The sequence below is a fragment of the Acidithiobacillus sp. 'AMD consortium' genome, assembly GCF_008926505.1.
Classification (GTDB): Bacteria; Pseudomonadota; Gammaproteobacteria; order Acidithiobacillales; family Acidithiobacillaceae; genus Acidithiobacillus; species Acidithiobacillus ferridurans.
The window spans coordinates 2,744,879-2,760,210 of the sequence record NZ_CP044411.1 but is presented as its reverse complement, the minus strand read 5'-3'; the positions used below and the strand labels follow the sequence as shown (position 1 = coordinate 2,760,210).

Here is a 15,332-nt window from a genome sequence, read left to right as displayed (position 1 = left end):
GGGAAGTGCGGCTAATGGACTGCCGGGTGACGGATCTGTTGTGCCTGCTCGGGAGTCAGGGTGCGCAGCGAGAGGGCGTGAATTTCTTCGCGCATACGGTCGCCCAGCGCATCATAAACCATTTGATGCCGTTTGATGAGGGAAAGCCCGACAAAAGCCGGGGAAACGATCAGCGCCTCGAAGTGCGTGCCGTCCTCTCCCAGAACTTCGACAAGCGCATCGGGAAGCCGCTGCTGAATGAGTGATTTGATCGTATCGGGGTTCATGAGGTGTAGTGTAACGTAAAAAAGCCGCCGTGTGATGTGGTCACTTCCCCGGCCACGTCGCGCAGGGCGGACAGCTTTCAAGGGCGCCTACTGGCGCAATTTGTAACCACGCGCCAGCAGGTGCCAGGCAAGGAGACCGGCCCCGCCCGCGAAGGCGATGCTGACGCCCAGGCAGGCCCAGACGCTCACGTCGGAATCTGCAAAAAAACCATAGCGAAACCCGTCGATGATATAAAAAAACGGGTTGAACAGGGATAGCTGCCGCCATGCGCCGGGCAGGGACTGTACCGAGTAAAACACCCCGGCGAGAAAGGTCAGCGGCATGATGACAAAATTCTGAAAACCGGCAATCTGATCAAATTTTTCTGCCCAGAGCCCGGCGACCAGACCCAGCGCGCCCATACCGCTAGCGCCCAGGAGAGTAAACAGGATGACCCACAAGGGGTGCAGCAATGGGATGTGCAGGAAGATCAACGCCAGGGCCAAAATAGCCAGACCCACCAATGCCCCCCGCAGCACCGATGCGGCAACCATGGCCACGAAAATCTCGGTGGGGCTGAGCGGACTGAGCAGCAGAAAAACGATATTGCCCGTCACCTTGGACTGGATCAGGCTGGAAGAACTGTTGGCGAAGGCATTTTGCAGGACCGACATCATCATCAGGCCGGGGACGATGAACGCCGTGTAGCTGACCCCCGGATAGACGGAAACACGACCGCCCAGGGCGTGCCCGAAAACCACCAGATAGAGGACGGTGGTAATCAGGGGCGCGGCAATGGTTTGCAGCCAGACCTTGATGAAGCGCAACGATTCCTTATAAAACAGGGTCCAGGTCGGCGCGAAGTGGGCGCAGCCCGTCACCGCCGGCTGTAATTTGCCGAAAGGCTCAGGCATCGCTGCTGCGTAGGCCGGGCTCGAGTATCTCGACGTAGGCACCGTCGCGGATGCGGCGCTGCCACTCGTCCATGCGCTCGTGGACGATGCGGTTGTAGAGTTGCATACGCGCGGCCGCCATGATCTGTTTCTCTTCAACCGCCTGCTGGCGCTGAGCCTGGGAGTGCAGAATATAAATCGCATTCCCTTCGCGGATGGGGCTGCTGACGCCGCCGGGTTGCAGGGTGAGCAGGGTGCGTTCAAGACTGTCCGGCAACTGCCCGGGAGCGACCCAGCCCATTTCGCCGCCATTGGCGGCGGTGCGCGGATCCTGGCTATAGCTACGCGCGAGTTCAGAGAAGCGGCTACCGCTTTGCAATGCCTGCTGGATATCCTGAGCGCGCGCCTCGGCTTCCTGCAATTGCAGGCTGTTGCCGGCACGTAGGACGATCATGGCGGTCTTGACCTCGGTGACCGTCGGCTGACCGTGTTTGACGTCCAGCAACTTGAAAATATGAAAGCCGGTGGGTCCGGGGATGACGGGACTGATTTCGCCCACCTTCAACTGGAGGAGTGTCTGGGCCACTGCCGGAGGCAGCTCGCCCGCCTTTATCCAGCCGAGGCGGCCGCCTTGCAGGGCATCGTGGCCGCTGCTGACCTGTGTGGCAATGCGCCCAAATCTCTCCCCGGCCAGCACGCGATCGCGCGCCTGTTCGGCATCGCGCCGCACCGCGCTGACGGCGTCCGGCGTCGGGTTGTCCGGCAAGGGGATGAATATCTGCTGCAGGTCGAAACTCACGCCACCCATTTCCTTGAGCTGTTGCGCGAAGGTTTTCACCTCATCGGGTCCGATGTGAACCCGGTTCTCCACTTCCTGCTGCATGAGGCGATCTACAAGAATGCGATCCTCGAGGTCATGGGTGAAGTGCTCCCACGACTGTCCCTGGTTGGTCAGCGCCTGGCGTAACTGGTCAGGGGTGAGGTGGTTGGCCTGGGCGAGGTTGCTGATGGCCTGATCCAGCGTGGCCTTGTCCACCTTGAGCCCGGCGCGGTGCGCAATCTGTAGTTCGATGTCCTGGAGGATCATCTGCTGCAGCACCTGGCGGCGCAGGATGTCTTCGGGGGGCATGGCGTTGGGGTCTTGTGTCTGCAGGTGGGCCCGTACGGCGCCAATCCGTTGCTCCAGTTGCATGGAGGTGATGATATTGTCGTTCACCACCGCAACGACCTTATCCAGATTCTGGGTGTTCTGGGGAAGCGGCGCCACCGCCGGTGCTTCCGCGGAGCGTTCCGAATAGGTATGGGTTGTCGTGCGGGGCGCCATCGCGGGCGTGGTCGGCAGCAGCGTGTCGCGGTTGAGAAAAGGCGTGGCCGCCCAGGCCAGAACCGGGGCGACCCCCAGGGCGATACCCAGGGCGAGTAGAATAGGACGGCGTTTGAGGGACATCAAAACTCCATGCTGGCGCCCGGCACATACTGGCTGAGCAAAGCGTTTGAGGCGTTGCCGAGGCTGGTCAGGCCACGCAACACAATCTCCAGATAAACCGCGTTATTGGACTGCCCGCCAAGAAGGATCTGATGATAAACCATCATATGGGCCGCCCAGCAGCCGCCATCATAGCCGATCCCCACGAGCTCCTCCAGAGGCTTGCGATCGGTGACATCGTATTGATAACTGGCGAGCGCCTGCCAGCGCTTATAGATGGGCCAGGCTCCGGAAACGCCGGTCTGATCCACGAAACCACGGGTGAAACGATAGTCGAGGTTGATGACGCGCTGCGGACCGGGCAGCCACTGGGCGCGCAGGTTGAGTCGCTCGAGTTGGTTCCAGAGGGCGTTGGTCTGGGAGCTGGCGATAAGGTTGATGTCTGGAAGGGGGGCGTATTGTCCCTCCAAAAAATAGTTGGACTGCTGATTCTGGGGGACGATATCTCCGGCGAGGTTGATCTGGCGATGGTTGAAGTAGCGGATCTGGCCGACGGCGGCCTGCCAGAGCTGGCGGCCACTGGGGGTGAGCCAGGTGCCGCGTAGTCCCAGCGCCACCTGGTTGGCGGCATTGATGCGGTCGGCGCCGGTGTAGAGGCTGTTATCCTCAAAAATCATCGGGAAGTCCTGGTAAGGCTGACTGGCATCAAAAATGGGGATGTTACTCTGGGACTGCAGGGGAATGTAGGTGTATTTGAACAGGGGTTGCAGCAATGCCGTACTGCCGTTGCTGCCGTAACGGACAAAATTGAGGCCGCCCTTGAGGCTGAGCGCCGGCAGGGTGCGGTTGACGGCGCGCGCGTAGGGCGCATTGTGCTGAATCTGATAGTGACTGTAGTAGAGCCGGGCCCGTGGTTCCAGGAAGCCCCAGCCACGGCTGAAGCGCCAGCCAAGGGTGGGGGTGAGGTCGAGGCGTTGGCCTGTGGGGCCCGTAGAAGCCGAGAAATAATTGAAGCTGCTGTGCCAGTCGAAATAACCATTGCGTCCTACGCGCCAATAGCCATCGGCAAACAAACGCGGGAGCTGGGAGTAGGGTGCAGCGCCGCCGGGCGCGAGTTCCTGGTAGCCTTGTAGGGTGGCGCCCGCGCTGATGTGCGCGTCGTTGTAGTAGAGTCCGCCCGAGGAGGAAATATAGGGTGCGTTGCCTATGCCGCCCACGAAACTGCTGCCGAAACCTGCCGCGCCACCAAAATCCGAAAGGAAATTTTTGTAACTGACACGGTTGTAATCGGCATTGAAGCTGAATCCGTCGCCCAGATTCTGGTTATGCTGCCAGGAGATCGCCCAGACATTCCTGTGGGTCAACTGATCGGAGGGGAGCAGATCCAGGTAGAGCTTGCCGCTGTAATTCGGTTCCAGATAGCGGAATTCATTCTGCAGCATGACGCCACGCCTGGTGAAATAGTTGACGGTGAGCGTGTCATCCATGTTGCGGGCGATATCGAAATAGTAAGGGATGCCGAGATAAAAGCCATTGATGGTAGAGCTGCCCACGCTGGGGGCCAGGAATCCGGAGTGTCGCTTGAGCGGGAAACTCAGGTAGGGCATCCAGAATACCGGCAGTCCCAAGACGTCGAGGGTGGTGTTGCGGGTGGAGACGTAGTTGTCATTCTGGTTCAGGTTGATCTGACTGCTCCGCAGCTGCCAAGCCGGTTTTTGACCATGGCAGGTAGTATAGCAGGCTTCGTTGAGCTGATAGTGGTCTTTGCTCAACTCCCTGCCGCTCTCGGCATGGCCGTGACCCTGCTGTGCTTCGAGCAGATAGCGGGGATGGACGACCACTCCCTCGTTAGCCTGGAGGTGAATCGTGGCCTTGGGGGCGTCGGTTTCCAGACCGGGACTGATCATACGCACGTGGCCGTCAGCAGTGATCTCATCGCGCGTCTGGTCATAGCGCACGGTATCGGCATAGAGCCGGCGATCGCCATAGAGCACTTCGACATGGCCGGTGGCTGTCCAATGGCCGCTACCCAGCCCCTGCACCTGATCCGCATAAAGCGTGACCGGGCTCTCCACGGCTGCGGCCATGGCCATTCCTGGCAGCAGCAGGGCGCCCAGCAGCGCCATGCGCATGCCGGGCGGTAGACAGGGGCGTCTCCTTGGGTGGGGCCGGGATTTTTGGGTATGGTACGGGGCTCTTTTCATAGGGGCTTAAAATCGCACAGAATGCTTTTATGTCGCAATCTTTCCTTGCATCGGATGTTCACCGCGCGGTGACCGGGGATACCCTTCCCACCGCCGCCGCACACTGGCTTGCCCGGCAGGGGGCGGCGGGGTCCGCGTGTGCTATCCCCGGCGACGCCAGCGGGCGGCGTTACTGGCGTCTGCCGCGGGGTCTGATCTTCATGTACGCCCCGCCACCCGAAGATATCCTGCCTTTTTTGCGGGTGCAGCATCGATTCTCCCGCGCGAACCTACCGGTGCCCAGGGTATTGGCCGCCCGGACAGATCTTGGCTTTGTCCTGTTGGAGGATCTGGGCAAAACCGATCTCAGGGCGCTGCTAGATGCGGGCGGGGATGCGGACCTGTGGATGCAGCGGGCGATGGCCCTGATTCTCCGTTTGCAGCGGGCCGGGCAGGGACGGGTGGCGCTGCCCCCACTGCCGTCGTTTTCGACTGCCCGTATGAAGGACGAATCGACCCTGTTTACGGACTGGTATCTGGGCAGGCATCTTGACATGATTCTGGAGCGGTCGCAGACAGATTTTCTGCAGGCGCTTTTTGCCGTGTTGCGGGAGAGCGCAGCCGCGCAGCCACAGGTCTGGGTCCACCGGGATTTTCACGCGCGCAATCTCATGGTTCGGGAGGACACGGGGTTGCTGGCCATGATCGATTTTCAGGATGCCGTGTGCGGGCCGTGGACATACGACCTGGCCTCCCTGCTCTGGGATCGCTACTGGGACTGGGGACGGGTGCGACGGGATGCCTGGTCACTGGATTTTCTGGCGGCGATGTGTCGGCATGGCGCCGCCTTGCCACCGCCGGCCGATTTTCTGCTCAGTGTCCGGCGCATGGCGCTCCAGCGCAACCTGAAGATTCTCGGCATTTTCTGCCGCCTCGCTTACCGCGACGGGAAATCGGGTTATCTCGATTTCCTGCCGCGATTCTGGGCCTATGTCATGGATGCCTTGGACGCCGACCCACAATTGCGGTCTTATCAGGAGATTTTCGCCCCATGGCAGCCCCCGTCACCAGTGCGATGATACTGGCCGCGGGTCGGGGTGAGCGGCTCCGGCCTCTCACCGATCATGTCCCCAAGCCGCTGCTGGAAGTTGCGGGTAAACCGCTCATCGTGCGCCACCTGGAGTCCTTGCTTGTGGCCGGCATTCAGGATGTTATCATTAACGTCGGTTATCTGGGCGACGCCATCATGCAAGCTCTGGGTGCGGACTGGCAGGGGCTGCGGATCCATTACAGCGACGAGCGCGGGTGCCGTCTGGACACGGGGGGTGCCATTGTCCGTGCCTTGCCTTTATTGGGGGACGCGCCTTTTTTGCTGGTGAACGGTGATATTTGCACGGACTTTCCCTGGACCCGTCTCTGTCAGCCTTCTTCCGCGCGTGCGCATCTGGTGCTGGTGCCCAACCCGGTCCAGCACCCGCAGGGAGATTTTGCGTTGTCCGCCGGCGTGGTGGCTTTGGCGGGCGAAGAGCGTCATACTTACGCGGGTATCGCCCGTCTCGACCCAGAGCTGTTTCGGGAGTTTCCCGAGCAGCCGGCCTCTCTGGCGCCTTGGCTGCGGCGGTGGATTGCAGCGGGTCTGGTGGAGGGGAGTTTGTATCAGGGCAAGTGGACGGATGTCGGCACGCCGGAGCGGTTGCGGATAGCGGAGCGTGATTGCGCAGAGGCCCCCAGTGGACTTTGACCTGGACGCAGTGCAGGCTGCGGTTCATCTGGATGCCGGGCTGTGCCATCGCTGGCGCCGGGAGTGGGGTTTGCTCATGGATCTGGCGGTCTGGGGGGAGCTGCGCAGTACCCAGATCGGTTTGCCGGGCAAGCTGCGTAAACGAGTGCTGGAATTCGGAGAACGACTGCGCTCGTACGGCAGTGACCGGAGCTGGATTCCGCATCCTCGCGAACAGATCAAGAATGCCCTGAGTACCAGCCTGCAGACTCGGGAGTCCCTGGAAAAAGTCAGCGAAATCGCGGGGCAGTTCAGTAATGGCGCAGATATTGCCGCCTTCCGGACGGTGTGGGAGGCCTTGAGCGCTGCAGTAATGGCGGACATGGTGGCTCGCGAAGAGCTGCTCGTGCGGTTATTGAACCAGCAGTATCAGGAAGAAGTGTGATCCAACCTCATTCAGGTTAGCCAGCATATTTATGAAGATTGTTTACGCGTTAGTAGTTATCGGTGCGCTTGCGCTCTTTGCCCTGCTTCTGTGGTGGGCGCGCGGCCAGGTGGGTGGCGCTGCCGCTCCCCAGGACAGTACGGGCTGGTACGCCCGGCATCCTGCTGCGTTGGCTGCCGAAAACCAGAAATGCTGGAAACTGCTGCAGGGCAGCTCTTTTGCAGACGTGGACAGGGTCATGGCGGCACATCCTCACTGCCATGCGGTCTATGAAGCCCTCCAGAGCCAGGATCCGCCCCATGTGGATTGACGATTGCTCATGCCTGCCCTGAACGTGACACCGGAAAGTCTGCTCATGACCGGTCGCGATGTGCTGCGCCTGGAAGCCGCGGCAGTGGCGGCACTGGAGGAGCGCCTCGACGCAGATTTCGTGGGGGCATGCGAACTTCTGCTGAACTGCTCCGGCCGCATTGTCGTTAGTGGCATGGGCAAGTCCGGGATTATCGCCAAAAAAATCGCGGCGACCCTGGCCAGTACCGGCAGCCCCGCTCTTTTCCTGCATCCCGCCGAAGGCAGCCATGGTGATCTGGGTATGCTGACCCGTCAGGATTGTCTGCTCGCGCTCTCCAATTCCGGAGAGACTGCCGAACTCCTCGCCATTCTGCCGGTAGTCAAGCGCCTTGCGGTGCCGCTGCTTGCCATGACCGGCAATCCGCAGTCTACCCTGGCGCGAACTGCTGCTGTCCATCTCAACTGCAGTGTGGCGCGAGAGGCCTGCCCCCTCAATCTGGCACCGACGGCCTCGACCACGGCAAGCCTGGCCATGGGTGATGCCCTGGCCATGGCGATCCTGCAGGCCCGCGGCTTTTCGGCGGACGACTTTGCCCTGTCCCACCCTGGTGGCAGCCTCGGCAAACGCCTGTTGCTGCGGGTTCAGGACGTTATGCACCGAGGTGACGCAATACCTCGTGTGGGGCTGGAGACACCGTTGCAGGATGCGGTCCTGGAAATCAGCAGCAAGGGGCTGGGAATGACAGCGGTGGTCGATGCCGAAGACCGAGTGGTAGGAATTTTTACCGATGGCGATTTGCGTCGTGCCTTTGCCCAGCGTCAGAATCTTTGGGAACAGCCCATGGCCGCGCTGGCTCATGCCCGACCGGCCACGATCGCCGCCGAAGCCCTTGCTGCCGAGGCCCTTGCGCTGATGGAGCATCATCGCATCGGCGCGCTGCTAGTCACTGATAGTGGGGCACGGCTGATCGGTGCCCTGAATATGCACGATTTGCTGCGCGCAGGTATCGTGTGAACACCTGCATATTGCCAGATGCAGCATTGTTGCAACGCGCCGCACAGGTCCGTCTGCTGATGCTCGATGTGGATGGCGTATTGACGGACGGCCGCCTGTTTTTTGACGACGACGGCAGGGAAAGCAAGGCCTTTCATGTGCGGGATGGCTACGGCATCAAACTCTTGCAGGAATGGCACATCGAGGTTGCCGTCATAACGGCACGCTACTCTCCGACGGCCGCCTACCGCGCTCATGATCTGGGCATCAAGCGGATTTACCAGGGCTGTTCGGATAAAAACCTGGCCTACACCGAACTGAAAATCGCCCTTGGCCTGGAGGATGCCGTAGTGGCTTATATGGGGGACGATCTGATCGATCTGCCCATTCTCACCCGCGTCGGCCTGGCGACGGCCCCGGCCGACGCACACCCGGAGGTCGGTTGCCGGGTACACTGGCAGAGCGCACAGCGCGGTGGACGTGGCGCGGTGCGCGAACTCTGCGAACTGATTCTGCAGGCGCAAGGGCATTGGCCAGCCATCCTCGCCAGATCTGCCGGAGCTGAGCCTTGATCATCGGGCGGCCGGAGGCCACGCCATGCCGCGCAAGGTGATGTCGCGACTCCATACCCCGGGGCTGGGCATCTCTTTGCTGCTGCTGGTTCTCACGGCGCTGGTGTGGTGGTCCTGGCCGCAGCATCCCATATCTCTGCCGCCGATCGACTGGCATGGACAAATCCATAAGGGAGACCAGGCCGCCGAAGACGTGGTGATGCGCCAGTACACGGCGGCCGGGAAGCTGGATTTGCTGGCCACTGCCCAGACGGCCTATCATGTGCCGGGCGTCGATCAGACCGTGCTGAGCCAGGTCGCCGTCGAGCGGTTCAAACCCGGACAGCAGACGCATCTGCGTGCCGACCAGGGTCTGGTCGATGGGCACAGCCAGCGGATTACCTTATGGGGGAATGTGGTCGGTACCTTGCAACCGGACACCCGACTGCTCACCGAAAGGGTGTACTATGATCCGCAGACAGGCATTATTACGTCGCCGGAGCCGCTCCGCCTGGAGCGGGGGCGGGACTGGATGACCGGGGTGGGGCTCTGGGCTTCGGTAAAAACCCAAGAGGTGGATATCTTGCATGAGGTACGCGGTGCGTATATTCCTTAAGCGACTTTCTTTCCAGCGCTGCTGGCCGTTTCTGCTCGCAGTCCTTTCGGCCAGTGCCCTGGCCGCGCCGGTTGCGGAGCAGGGACTGGGCAAGGGTCCGATTCAGATCAGTGCCGATGCGCTGCATGGAGAAAATAAACCACAGCAGCAGGCCGTCTATACCGGGAACGTGGTCATGACCCAGGGCGATGTGGTCGTACATGCCGACAAGCTCACCGTCGACGCGATTGCCGGCAAGGTGCAGCAGGCTACGGCGGTGGGGAGCCCGGTAACCTTCACCATGTCCGCAGCACAGCGTCACGGCTATGGCGACACCCTGGTCTACAAGCCTGGCAGTGGCGAAATCGTGCTCAAGGGTAACGCCCATCTCTGGCAGAAAAAGAACGAGATCAGTGGGCAGCAGGTCACTTATTTCCTGCAGACTCAGCAAACCGCCGTCACCGCGGCACCCGGTAAGCGTGTGCAATCGATCTTTTATCCCGCTGCGGCGGGCCGCTCCGCTGGCGGTGGGAGGCCATGAGCGAACTGCTCCAGGCGCAATCGCTATTCAAGTCGTACCGGCGGCGCGTCGTGGTGCGCGATGTCTCGGTACAGGTGGCCACTGGCGAAGTGGTGGGGCTGCTCGGCCCCAACGGGGCAGGCAAGACCACGACCTTTTACATGATGGTCGGGCTGGTGCGTCCCGATCGCGGTCATATTTTTTTGCAGCAGCGCGATATTTCTACGCTGCCCATGCATGAACGCGCCCGTATGGGGCTGGGTTATCTCCCTCAGGAGCCCTCCGTTTTCCGCCAGATGAGCGCCGCCGATAACGTCCTTGCGGTGCTGGAAACCCTGCCCCTGAGCCCCGTCGAGCGACAGGAGCGTCAGGAACAACTGCTCAGTGAGTTACATCTTCATGCATTGCGTGACACGAAGGGACACAGCCTTTCCGGTGGTGAGCGGCGGCGTGTGGAAATTGCGCGGGCGCTGGCCATGAGCCCGCGTTTTATCTTGCTCGATGAACCATTTGCTGGTATCGATCCTATTTCCGTGCTGGAAATTCAACGCCTGATTCGGGACCTGCGCGCGCGTGGCATCGGGGTTCTGATAACCGATCATAATGTGCGCGAGACGTTAGGCATTTGCGAACGCGCCTATATACTGCATGATGGTAAAGTGCTGACGGCGGGCAGCCCGCAGGAAATCGTTGATGATCCCATGGTGCGGCAGGTTTACCTGGGAGATCAGTTTCAAATCTGATTTTGGGATATTATGAAACAAGGCTTAGAACTCAAGCTCGGCCAGCATCTGGCCATGACGCCGCAACTGCAACAGGCGATTCGTCTGCTGCAGTTGTCTACGGTCGATCTGCAGCAAGAGGTTCAAGGCATGCTGGAGAGCAACCCGCTGCTTGACGAAGAGACCGGAGACGAAGGCGGTGGCGGGTCGATCCCGGAGACCGTTGAACTTCCTTCCGAAGATCGCCAGTTGGATCTGGCGGCTGAGAATGTCCTGCCTGACGAGTTGCCGGTAGACAGCCAGTGGGACGACATCTTCGACATGGGAACCCCGGGCTCCGGTAATGGTTCCGACGAGGAGCTGCCGGATTTTGAATCGCGCAACAGCCGCACCCAGAGCCTGCAGGATTACCTCCGCTGGCAGGCCGACCTGACGCACTTCACTGCTGACGAACGCAACATGGCGGAGTTGATCATCGACGCCATTGATGAGCGTGGTTATCTGGCAGACAGCCTGGAAGACCTCGCCGTCAATATGAATGTGCAGGAGGATGCGCTGCTGGCCGTGCTGCTCCGTGTGCAGGACTTCGACCCGCCGGGTGTCGGCGCGCGCGATCTCAGCGAGTGCCTCCTGCTGCAACTGAAGCAGATGGCGGAAAAAGAAGACGCGCACGTGTTGCTGGCCCAGCGGATTGTGAAGGACCATCTGCAAGCGTTGGGCCGTCATGATTACCCGCGTTTGTGCGCGGTGCTGGGCGTGGATGAAGCGGCATTGCGCGCGGCGATGGCGCTGATTTCCGCACTGAACCCCAAGCCGGGTGAAGATGTGGGCACCGAGAGCACCGAGTATGTGATCCCCGATGTGATCGTGCGCTGGTCCGGCAGCCGCCTGCGCACCGATCTGAATCCCGAGGCCATGCCCAAATTACGCATCAATCGTCACTATGCCGATATGGCGGGTGGGAAAGACGCGGCGCATAAATACATCCAGGATCAGCTGAATGAAGCGCGCTGGTTTATCAAAAGCCTGCAAAGCCGCCAAGACACCATCCTGAAGGTGGCGCGCGCCATTGTCGAACGACAGAAGGATTTTTTTGCCAACGGGCCAGAATCCATGCGGCCCATGGTTCTGCGTCACATCGCCGATGCTGTGGATATGCACGAGTCTACGGTGTCGCGGGTCACCAACCAGAAATACATGATCACACCCCGCGGCCTCTACGAGTTCAAATATTTTTTTTCCAGTCATGTTGGTACCGACAGCGGGGGCTCTGCGTCGGCCACTGCCATTCGCGCGTTGCTCATCAAGATGACGCAGGCGGAAGACGCACAACACCCCCTCAGCGATGCGGAAATTGCCCGGGTGCTGGCCGATCAGGGCATTCAGATCGCGCGGCGAACGGTGGCCAAATACCGCGAAGCGGCCAATGTCCCTCCGGCGAGCCAGCGCCGTCGTTTGTGAGGACGTGGGGCCAGGGTTTTTTGCCGGCGCCGTTGGCGTTACACTGAAGCCGGGGCGCACCGTGGGACGCGGGTGCGTATCATCACCTGGATAGGAGAACGCCATGCAGATTACCATTACCGGGCAGCACCTGGATTTGACCGATTCCATCAAAAACTATGCCGATGAAAAGATCGGGCGCCTCGGCCGTTACTTCGATCACGTCAGCGACGCTCAGGTGGTGCTGAAGCATCTCCCCCACGAAAAATTAAGCAACGTCGTGGATATTACGGTCAATGCTCCGGGGCACGTCTTCCATGCGGAGGTACATGATGCCGATATGTACACGGCCATAGACCTGGTGACCGACAAGCTGGAGGCGCAGGTGCGCAGTTACAAGGAAAAACTGCAGGATCGACGTAATGACCAACCCGCCGGTTTGGCGGCCATTGTTGAAGCCGACTGAGCCGTCATGACGACTCTGCCTCTTGCTCCGGCAAATATTTGCATGGATCCGCCCGTGGCTGATGCCGGTGATGTGCTGCGGATGCTGGCGGGAATCCTGGCAGGGTCTACCGGGTTATCGGCCGAAACGATTGCCGAGGCCCTGCAGAACCGCGAGGCGCAGGGCTCAACCGGTATCGGGCACGGCGTGGCTTTGCCCCATGCACGTCTAGAGGGCGTGCAGCAGACAGCCATCGCCGCGTTGCGCACGGCGCAGGGTATCCCGTTCTCGGCGCCGGACGGGGTCATCGTACATCTCTTTATCGCAGTGGTGGTGCCCAAAGCGGCCGCGACCGCACATCTGGAGACACTTTCCGCGCTGGCCGCCCGCCTCGCCGTGGACGACGTGCGCGAGGGGTTGCTGAAGGCCCGGAATTCCGCAGAGTTTTTTCGCTTGTTGACCAATCCTGCGTAATTGGTACCACCAATCAGACTGCGGGCAGCCGTGAGTGCCAGGTAAGGCGGGGATATGGAACGAAAAATCAGCCTGCGTCGGCTCTTTGAGGATCTGCGCGGCGAACTGCAATGGCAATGTCTGTGTCAACCGGGTGAAGAGGATCACCTCGGCGGCGATCTGCTGGCGGAAGACGATGCGGGTGGGGCGGCACTGGTCGGGTTTTTCAATTTTATCCGACCGTACCCGGTGCAGATCGCCGGAGATTGCGAGCTGGCCTATCTGCGCGCTCATCCCCAGGCCATGGCGCAGTTTTTGTCCCCCAAGCTGCGTCTGCTCATTATCTGTGAGGGCCAGACGCCGGATAGGCATTTTTATAGCGATCTGAACGCCCACCATATCGCGGTGATGACGACGCCGGCGGCCGCCACGGGGGTGCTGGCACGGGTGCAACACTACCTGCACCAGGAGTTGGCGCCCCGCCAGCAGGTGCACGGAGTGCTGGTCGATGTGCTCGGGGTCGGACTGCTTCTGCAGGGCGAGGTGGGTATTGGCAAGAGCGAGCTGGCGCTGGAACTGGTGAGCCGCGGTCATCGCCTGGTGGCCGACGATAGCGTGCTTTGTATCCGAGAAGCCCCGAATATCCTGACGGGACACTGTCCGGCGGCGCTGCAGAATTTCCTGGAAGTGCGTGGTTTGGGCATTGTCAATATTCGTGAGTTCTTCGGTGCCGCCGCCATTGTGCGCTCCAAACGTATCCGGCTGGTTGTCGAAATCCGGGATATGAGCGATACGGAAATGGCGAACATCGATCGTCTGCAGGGTAAGGTGGATCACCTGGATATTCTTGGAATTCAGTTGCCGCGTTTGTGCCTGCCGGTTTCTGCGGTGCGCAATCTGGCGGTGCTGGTCGAAGCGGCGGCACGCAGCCAGTACGTGAAGGAGTCCGGCGGCGATATGCTGGCGGACTTCGAGGCGCAGGTACTGCAGAATGTCGGAGAAGGATGATGGCGGAGCGGGACTTTATCATCGTCAGCGGCCTGTCCGGCTCAGGAAAATCCACGGTTCTGCAGGCTCTGGAGGATCAGGGCTATTATTGCGTCGATAATCTGCCAGCCACCTTGCTGGTGGATTTCGGAGCCCAACTGGCGCGGCGGGATGCCAGTTCCATGCTCGCAGCGGTGAGTATCGACGTGCGTAACCGCGAGTTTCTCGCGGCTCTGCCACAAGCATTGGCTGATCTGCGCGAGCGTTACGCTCTGTGCCCGCGCATCCTTTTCCTGGAAGCGGATGAGGGTACGTTGCTGCGCCGTTTCAGTGAAACCCGCCGTCGCCATCCTCTCACCGATGATCTCGCGGCAGCCTTGGGCGAATCGCTGCTCACGGTGTTGCGGCGTGAACGCGAGATGGTCCAACCCCTTGCCGATGTGGCGGATAAGCGCCTCGATACCTCCCAGATCAACACCCACCAGTTGCGTTTGCGGGTGCAGGCGTGGAGTCTGGCGTCACGCCATTACAGCGGGCTGGTTTTGCTGTTGCAGTCTTTTGCCTTCAAGAAAGGCCTTCCCCTGGATTCCGATTTTGTTTTTGATCTGCGCGCGCTGCCCAATCCACATTACGATCCCGAACTCCGTGCCCTGACCGGTCGTGACGCACCGGTGCGGGATTTCCTGGAAAAATCTCCCGAAGTGGCCCGTTCCTTCGTCTCCCTGCGCACTTTCCTGCAGACGTGGCTGGCGCCTTTTGCACAGGAGCACCGTAACTATGTGACGGTTTCTCTGGGTTGTACCGGGGGACAGCACCGCAGCGTATATATGGTGGAGGCATTGGCCCGCCTGCTGGCCGGAGAAGGGCAGCGCGTCCTGATCCAGCATCGGGAACTGGGCATTACGGAGACGCTGACATGATTACCATCGTGCTCCTGACCCATACCGGTATAGGCGAGGCCTTTGCAACCGCGCTTCGGCACATTTTCGGTACCATGCCGCCGGCGCTGGAGGTGCTGGAAATCCTGTCTGATCAGCCGCCTGAGGAAGGTCGGCGGCGCTTGTGGAGCTTGCTGGAGAAAATGCCCGAGGGCGATGCCATGCTGATCTTGAACGACCTTTACGGAGCCACTCCCGCCAACCTCATTCCAGCCATTCTCCCGGAAGATCGGGTGGCGGCGGTGAGCGGTCTTAATCTCGCCATGCTTCTGCGTGCCTTGTCGCGGCGCAGTGAAGGGTTGGCGGCAGCGCGCCAGGGCGCCCTGGAGGGTGGGGTCTGCGGTGTCGTCGATATCCTCGCGCGCCGGGATACACCAGAATTGCCGGAGGGCTGAGTGTCCATCCGCGGCAACCGCATTGTGGTCCGGGCAGGCGTCGCGCGCTATGCTTTCAGCGTAGCCGCTTTATTTTCGTTCACTGAGG

19 protein-coding genes are annotated in these 15,332 nt (G+C 60.7%); 15 read left to right on the top strand and 4 right to left on the bottom strand.

Annotated features, from left to right (window positions below):
- Positions 1-11: 11 nt before the first annotated feature.
- From F6A13_RS14360 to F6A13_RS14345, 4 genes are read right to left on the bottom strand one after another with little or no spacing between them, the layout of a single operon-like run.
- On the bottom strand, positions 12-347 hold the full coding sequence (locus tag F6A13_RS14360) for a BolA family protein (protein WP_126604500.1): 336 nt from the start codon (positions 345-347) through the stop codon (positions 12-14).
- Positions 348-353: 6 nt separating this feature from the next.
- A complete protein-coding gene (locus F6A13_RS14355) occupies positions 354-1,160 on the bottom strand; it encodes an ABC transporter permease (RefSeq protein ID WP_151528395.1) in 807 nt (268 codons plus the stop codon).
- Positions 1,153-2,586 carry a peptidylprolyl isomerase gene (locus F6A13_RS14350; protein WP_113527466.1) on the bottom strand — a complete coding sequence of 478 codons (1,434 nt, stop codon included), beginning with the start codon at positions 2,584-2,586 and terminating at the stop codon, positions 1,153-1,155. Before F6A13_RS14350 ends, F6A13_RS14355 begins: the two co-directional genes overlap by 8 nt.
- Complete coding sequence (locus F6A13_RS14345; protein ID WP_225981862.1) at positions 2,586-4,691, bottom strand: LPS-assembly protein LptD; 2,106 nt, start codon at positions 4,689-4,691, stop codon at positions 2,586-2,588. The genes F6A13_RS14350 and F6A13_RS14345 overlap by 1 nt, the downstream gene beginning before the upstream one ends.
- 107 nt (positions 4,692-4,798) lie before the next feature.
- Here F6A13_RS14345 and F6A13_RS14340 point away from each other — a divergent pair, with 107 nt between their 5' ends.
- The 15 genes from F6A13_RS14340 (at position 4,799) to F6A13_RS14270 (ending at position 15,244) form a co-directional block, all read left to right on the top strand.
- Positions 4,799-5,827 (top strand): aminoglycoside phosphotransferase family protein, encoded by a 1,029-nt coding sequence (locus F6A13_RS14340; protein ID WP_126604499.1) that lies wholly within the window; start codon positions 4,799-4,801, stop codon positions 5,825-5,827.
- Complete coding sequence (murU, locus tag F6A13_RS14335) at positions 5,800-6,489, top strand: N-acetylmuramate alpha-1-phosphate uridylyltransferase MurU (protein WP_126604498.1); 690 nt, start codon at positions 5,800-5,802, stop codon at positions 6,487-6,489. The genes F6A13_RS14340 and murU overlap by 28 nt, the downstream gene beginning before the upstream one ends.
- On the top strand, positions 6,479-6,913 hold the full coding sequence (locus F6A13_RS14330) for a hypothetical protein (protein WP_113527470.1): 435 nt from the start codon (positions 6,479-6,481) through the stop codon (positions 6,911-6,913). Before murU ends, F6A13_RS14330 begins: the two co-directional genes overlap by 11 nt.
- A 31-nt stretch (positions 6,914-6,944) precedes the next feature.
- Positions 6,945-7,223, top strand: coding sequence for a hypothetical protein (locus F6A13_RS14325; RefSeq protein ID WP_113527471.1), 279 nt, complete (start codon positions 6,945-6,947; stop codon positions 7,221-7,223).
- 9 nt (positions 7,224-7,232) lie between these two features.
- Positions 7,233-8,219, top strand: a complete 987-nt coding sequence (locus tag F6A13_RS14320) for a KpsF/GutQ family sugar-phosphate isomerase (RefSeq protein WP_113527472.1) — start codon at positions 7,233-7,235, stop codon at positions 8,217-8,219.
- The gene (locus tag F6A13_RS14315; protein WP_172959337.1) at positions 8,216-8,770 is read left to right on the top strand and encodes a KdsC family phosphatase; all 555 of its coding nucleotides are present in this window, start codon (positions 8,216-8,218) and stop codon (positions 8,768-8,770) included. Before F6A13_RS14320 ends, F6A13_RS14315 begins: the two co-directional genes overlap by 4 nt.
- Before the next feature lie 25 nt (positions 8,771-8,795).
- Positions 8,796-9,365: an LPS export ABC transporter periplasmic protein LptC gene (gene lptC, locus F6A13_RS14310; RefSeq protein ID WP_113527473.1), complete on the top strand. Its 570-nt coding sequence runs from the start codon at positions 8,796-8,798 to the stop codon at positions 9,363-9,365.
- Positions 9,349-9,885, top strand: a complete 537-nt coding sequence (gene lptA, locus F6A13_RS14305) for a lipopolysaccharide transport periplasmic protein LptA (RefSeq protein WP_225981861.1) — start codon at positions 9,349-9,351, stop codon at positions 9,883-9,885. The genes lptC and lptA overlap by 17 nt, the downstream gene beginning before the upstream one ends.
- Positions 9,882-10,607, top strand: a complete 726-nt coding sequence (gene lptB, locus F6A13_RS14300) for an LPS export ABC transporter ATP-binding protein (protein WP_113527475.1) — start codon at positions 9,882-9,884, stop codon at positions 10,605-10,607. Before lptA ends, lptB begins: the two co-directional genes overlap by 4 nt.
- Before the next feature lie 12 nt (positions 10,608-10,619).
- On the top strand, positions 10,620-12,047 hold the full coding sequence (locus tag F6A13_RS14295; RefSeq protein WP_113527476.1) for an RNA polymerase factor sigma-54: 1,428 nt from the start codon (positions 10,620-10,622) through the stop codon (positions 12,045-12,047).
- Positions 12,048-12,150: 103 nt separating this feature from the next.
- Complete coding sequence (gene hpf / locus F6A13_RS14290) at positions 12,151-12,492, top strand: ribosome hibernation-promoting factor, HPF/YfiA family (RefSeq protein ID WP_113527477.1); 342 nt, start codon at positions 12,151-12,153, stop codon at positions 12,490-12,492.
- A 6-nt stretch (positions 12,493-12,498) separates the two neighbouring features.
- Entirely contained in the window at positions 12,499-12,945 is a 447-nt protein-coding gene (locus tag F6A13_RS14285; RefSeq protein ID WP_113527478.1) for a PTS sugar transporter subunit IIA, read from the top strand.
- Between the two features lie 54 nt (positions 12,946-12,999).
- The gene (hprK, locus tag F6A13_RS14280; protein WP_113527479.1) at positions 13,000-13,932 is read left to right on the top strand and encodes an HPr(Ser) kinase/phosphatase; all 933 of its coding nucleotides are present in this window, start codon (positions 13,000-13,002) and stop codon (positions 13,930-13,932) included.
- Positions 13,932-14,831 carry an RNase adapter RapZ gene (gene rapZ, locus F6A13_RS14275; RefSeq protein ID WP_113527480.1) on the top strand — a complete coding sequence of 300 codons (900 nt, stop codon included), beginning with the start codon at positions 13,932-13,934 and terminating at the stop codon, positions 14,829-14,831. The genes hprK and rapZ overlap by 1 nt, the downstream gene beginning before the upstream one ends.
- A complete protein-coding gene (locus F6A13_RS14270) occupies positions 14,828-15,244 on the top strand; it encodes a PTS sugar transporter subunit IIA (protein WP_113527481.1) in 417 nt (138 codons plus the stop codon). Before rapZ ends, F6A13_RS14270 begins: the two co-directional genes overlap by 4 nt.
- The last annotated feature ends 88 nt before the right edge of the window (positions 15,245-15,332 follow it).

Coding starts and splice junctions, on each gene's coding strand:
- F6A13_RS14355 (WP_151528395.1), bottom strand. CDS start 1,160: ATGCCTGAGCCTTTCGGCAAATTACAGCCGGCGGTGACGGGCTGCGCC.
- F6A13_RS14350 (WP_113527466.1), bottom strand. CDS start 2,586: ATGTCCCTCAAACGCCGTCCTATTCTACTCGCCCTGGGTATCGCCCTG.
- F6A13_RS14345 (WP_225981862.1), bottom strand. CDS start 4,691: ATGGCGCTGCTGGGCGCCCTGCTGCTGCCAGGAATGGCCATGGCCGCA.
- F6A13_RS14340 (WP_126604499.1), top strand. CDS start 4,799: ATGTCGCAATCTTTCCTTGCATCGGATGTTCACCGCGCGGTGACCGGG.
- murU (WP_126604498.1), top strand. CDS start 5,800: ATGGCAGCCCCCGTCACCAGTGCGATGATACTGGCCGCGGGTCGGGGT.
- F6A13_RS14325 (WP_113527471.1), top strand. CDS start 6,945: ATGAAGATTGTTTACGCGTTAGTAGTTATCGGTGCGCTTGCGCTCTTT.
- F6A13_RS14320 (WP_113527472.1), top strand. CDS start 7,233: ATGCCTGCCCTGAACGTGACACCGGAAAGTCTGCTCATGACCGGTCGC.
- lptC (WP_113527473.1), top strand. CDS start 8,796: ATGCCGCGCAAGGTGATGTCGCGACTCCATACCCCGGGGCTGGGCATC.
- lptB (WP_113527475.1), top strand. CDS start 9,882: ATGAGCGAACTGCTCCAGGCGCAATCGCTATTCAAGTCGTACCGGCGG.
- F6A13_RS14295 (WP_113527476.1), top strand. CDS start 10,620: ATGAAACAAGGCTTAGAACTCAAGCTCGGCCAGCATCTGGCCATGACG.
- hpf (WP_113527477.1), top strand. CDS start 12,151: ATGCAGATTACCATTACCGGGCAGCACCTGGATTTGACCGATTCCATC.
- F6A13_RS14285 (WP_113527478.1), top strand. CDS start 12,499: ATGACGACTCTGCCTCTTGCTCCGGCAAATATTTGCATGGATCCGCCC.
- hprK (WP_113527479.1), top strand. CDS start 13,000: ATGGAACGAAAAATCAGCCTGCGTCGGCTCTTTGAGGATCTGCGCGGC.
- rapZ (WP_113527480.1), top strand. CDS start 13,932: ATGGCGGAGCGGGACTTTATCATCGTCAGCGGCCTGTCCGGCTCAGGA.
- F6A13_RS14270 (WP_113527481.1), top strand. CDS start 14,828: ATGATTACCATCGTGCTCCTGACCCATACCGGTATAGGCGAGGCCTTT.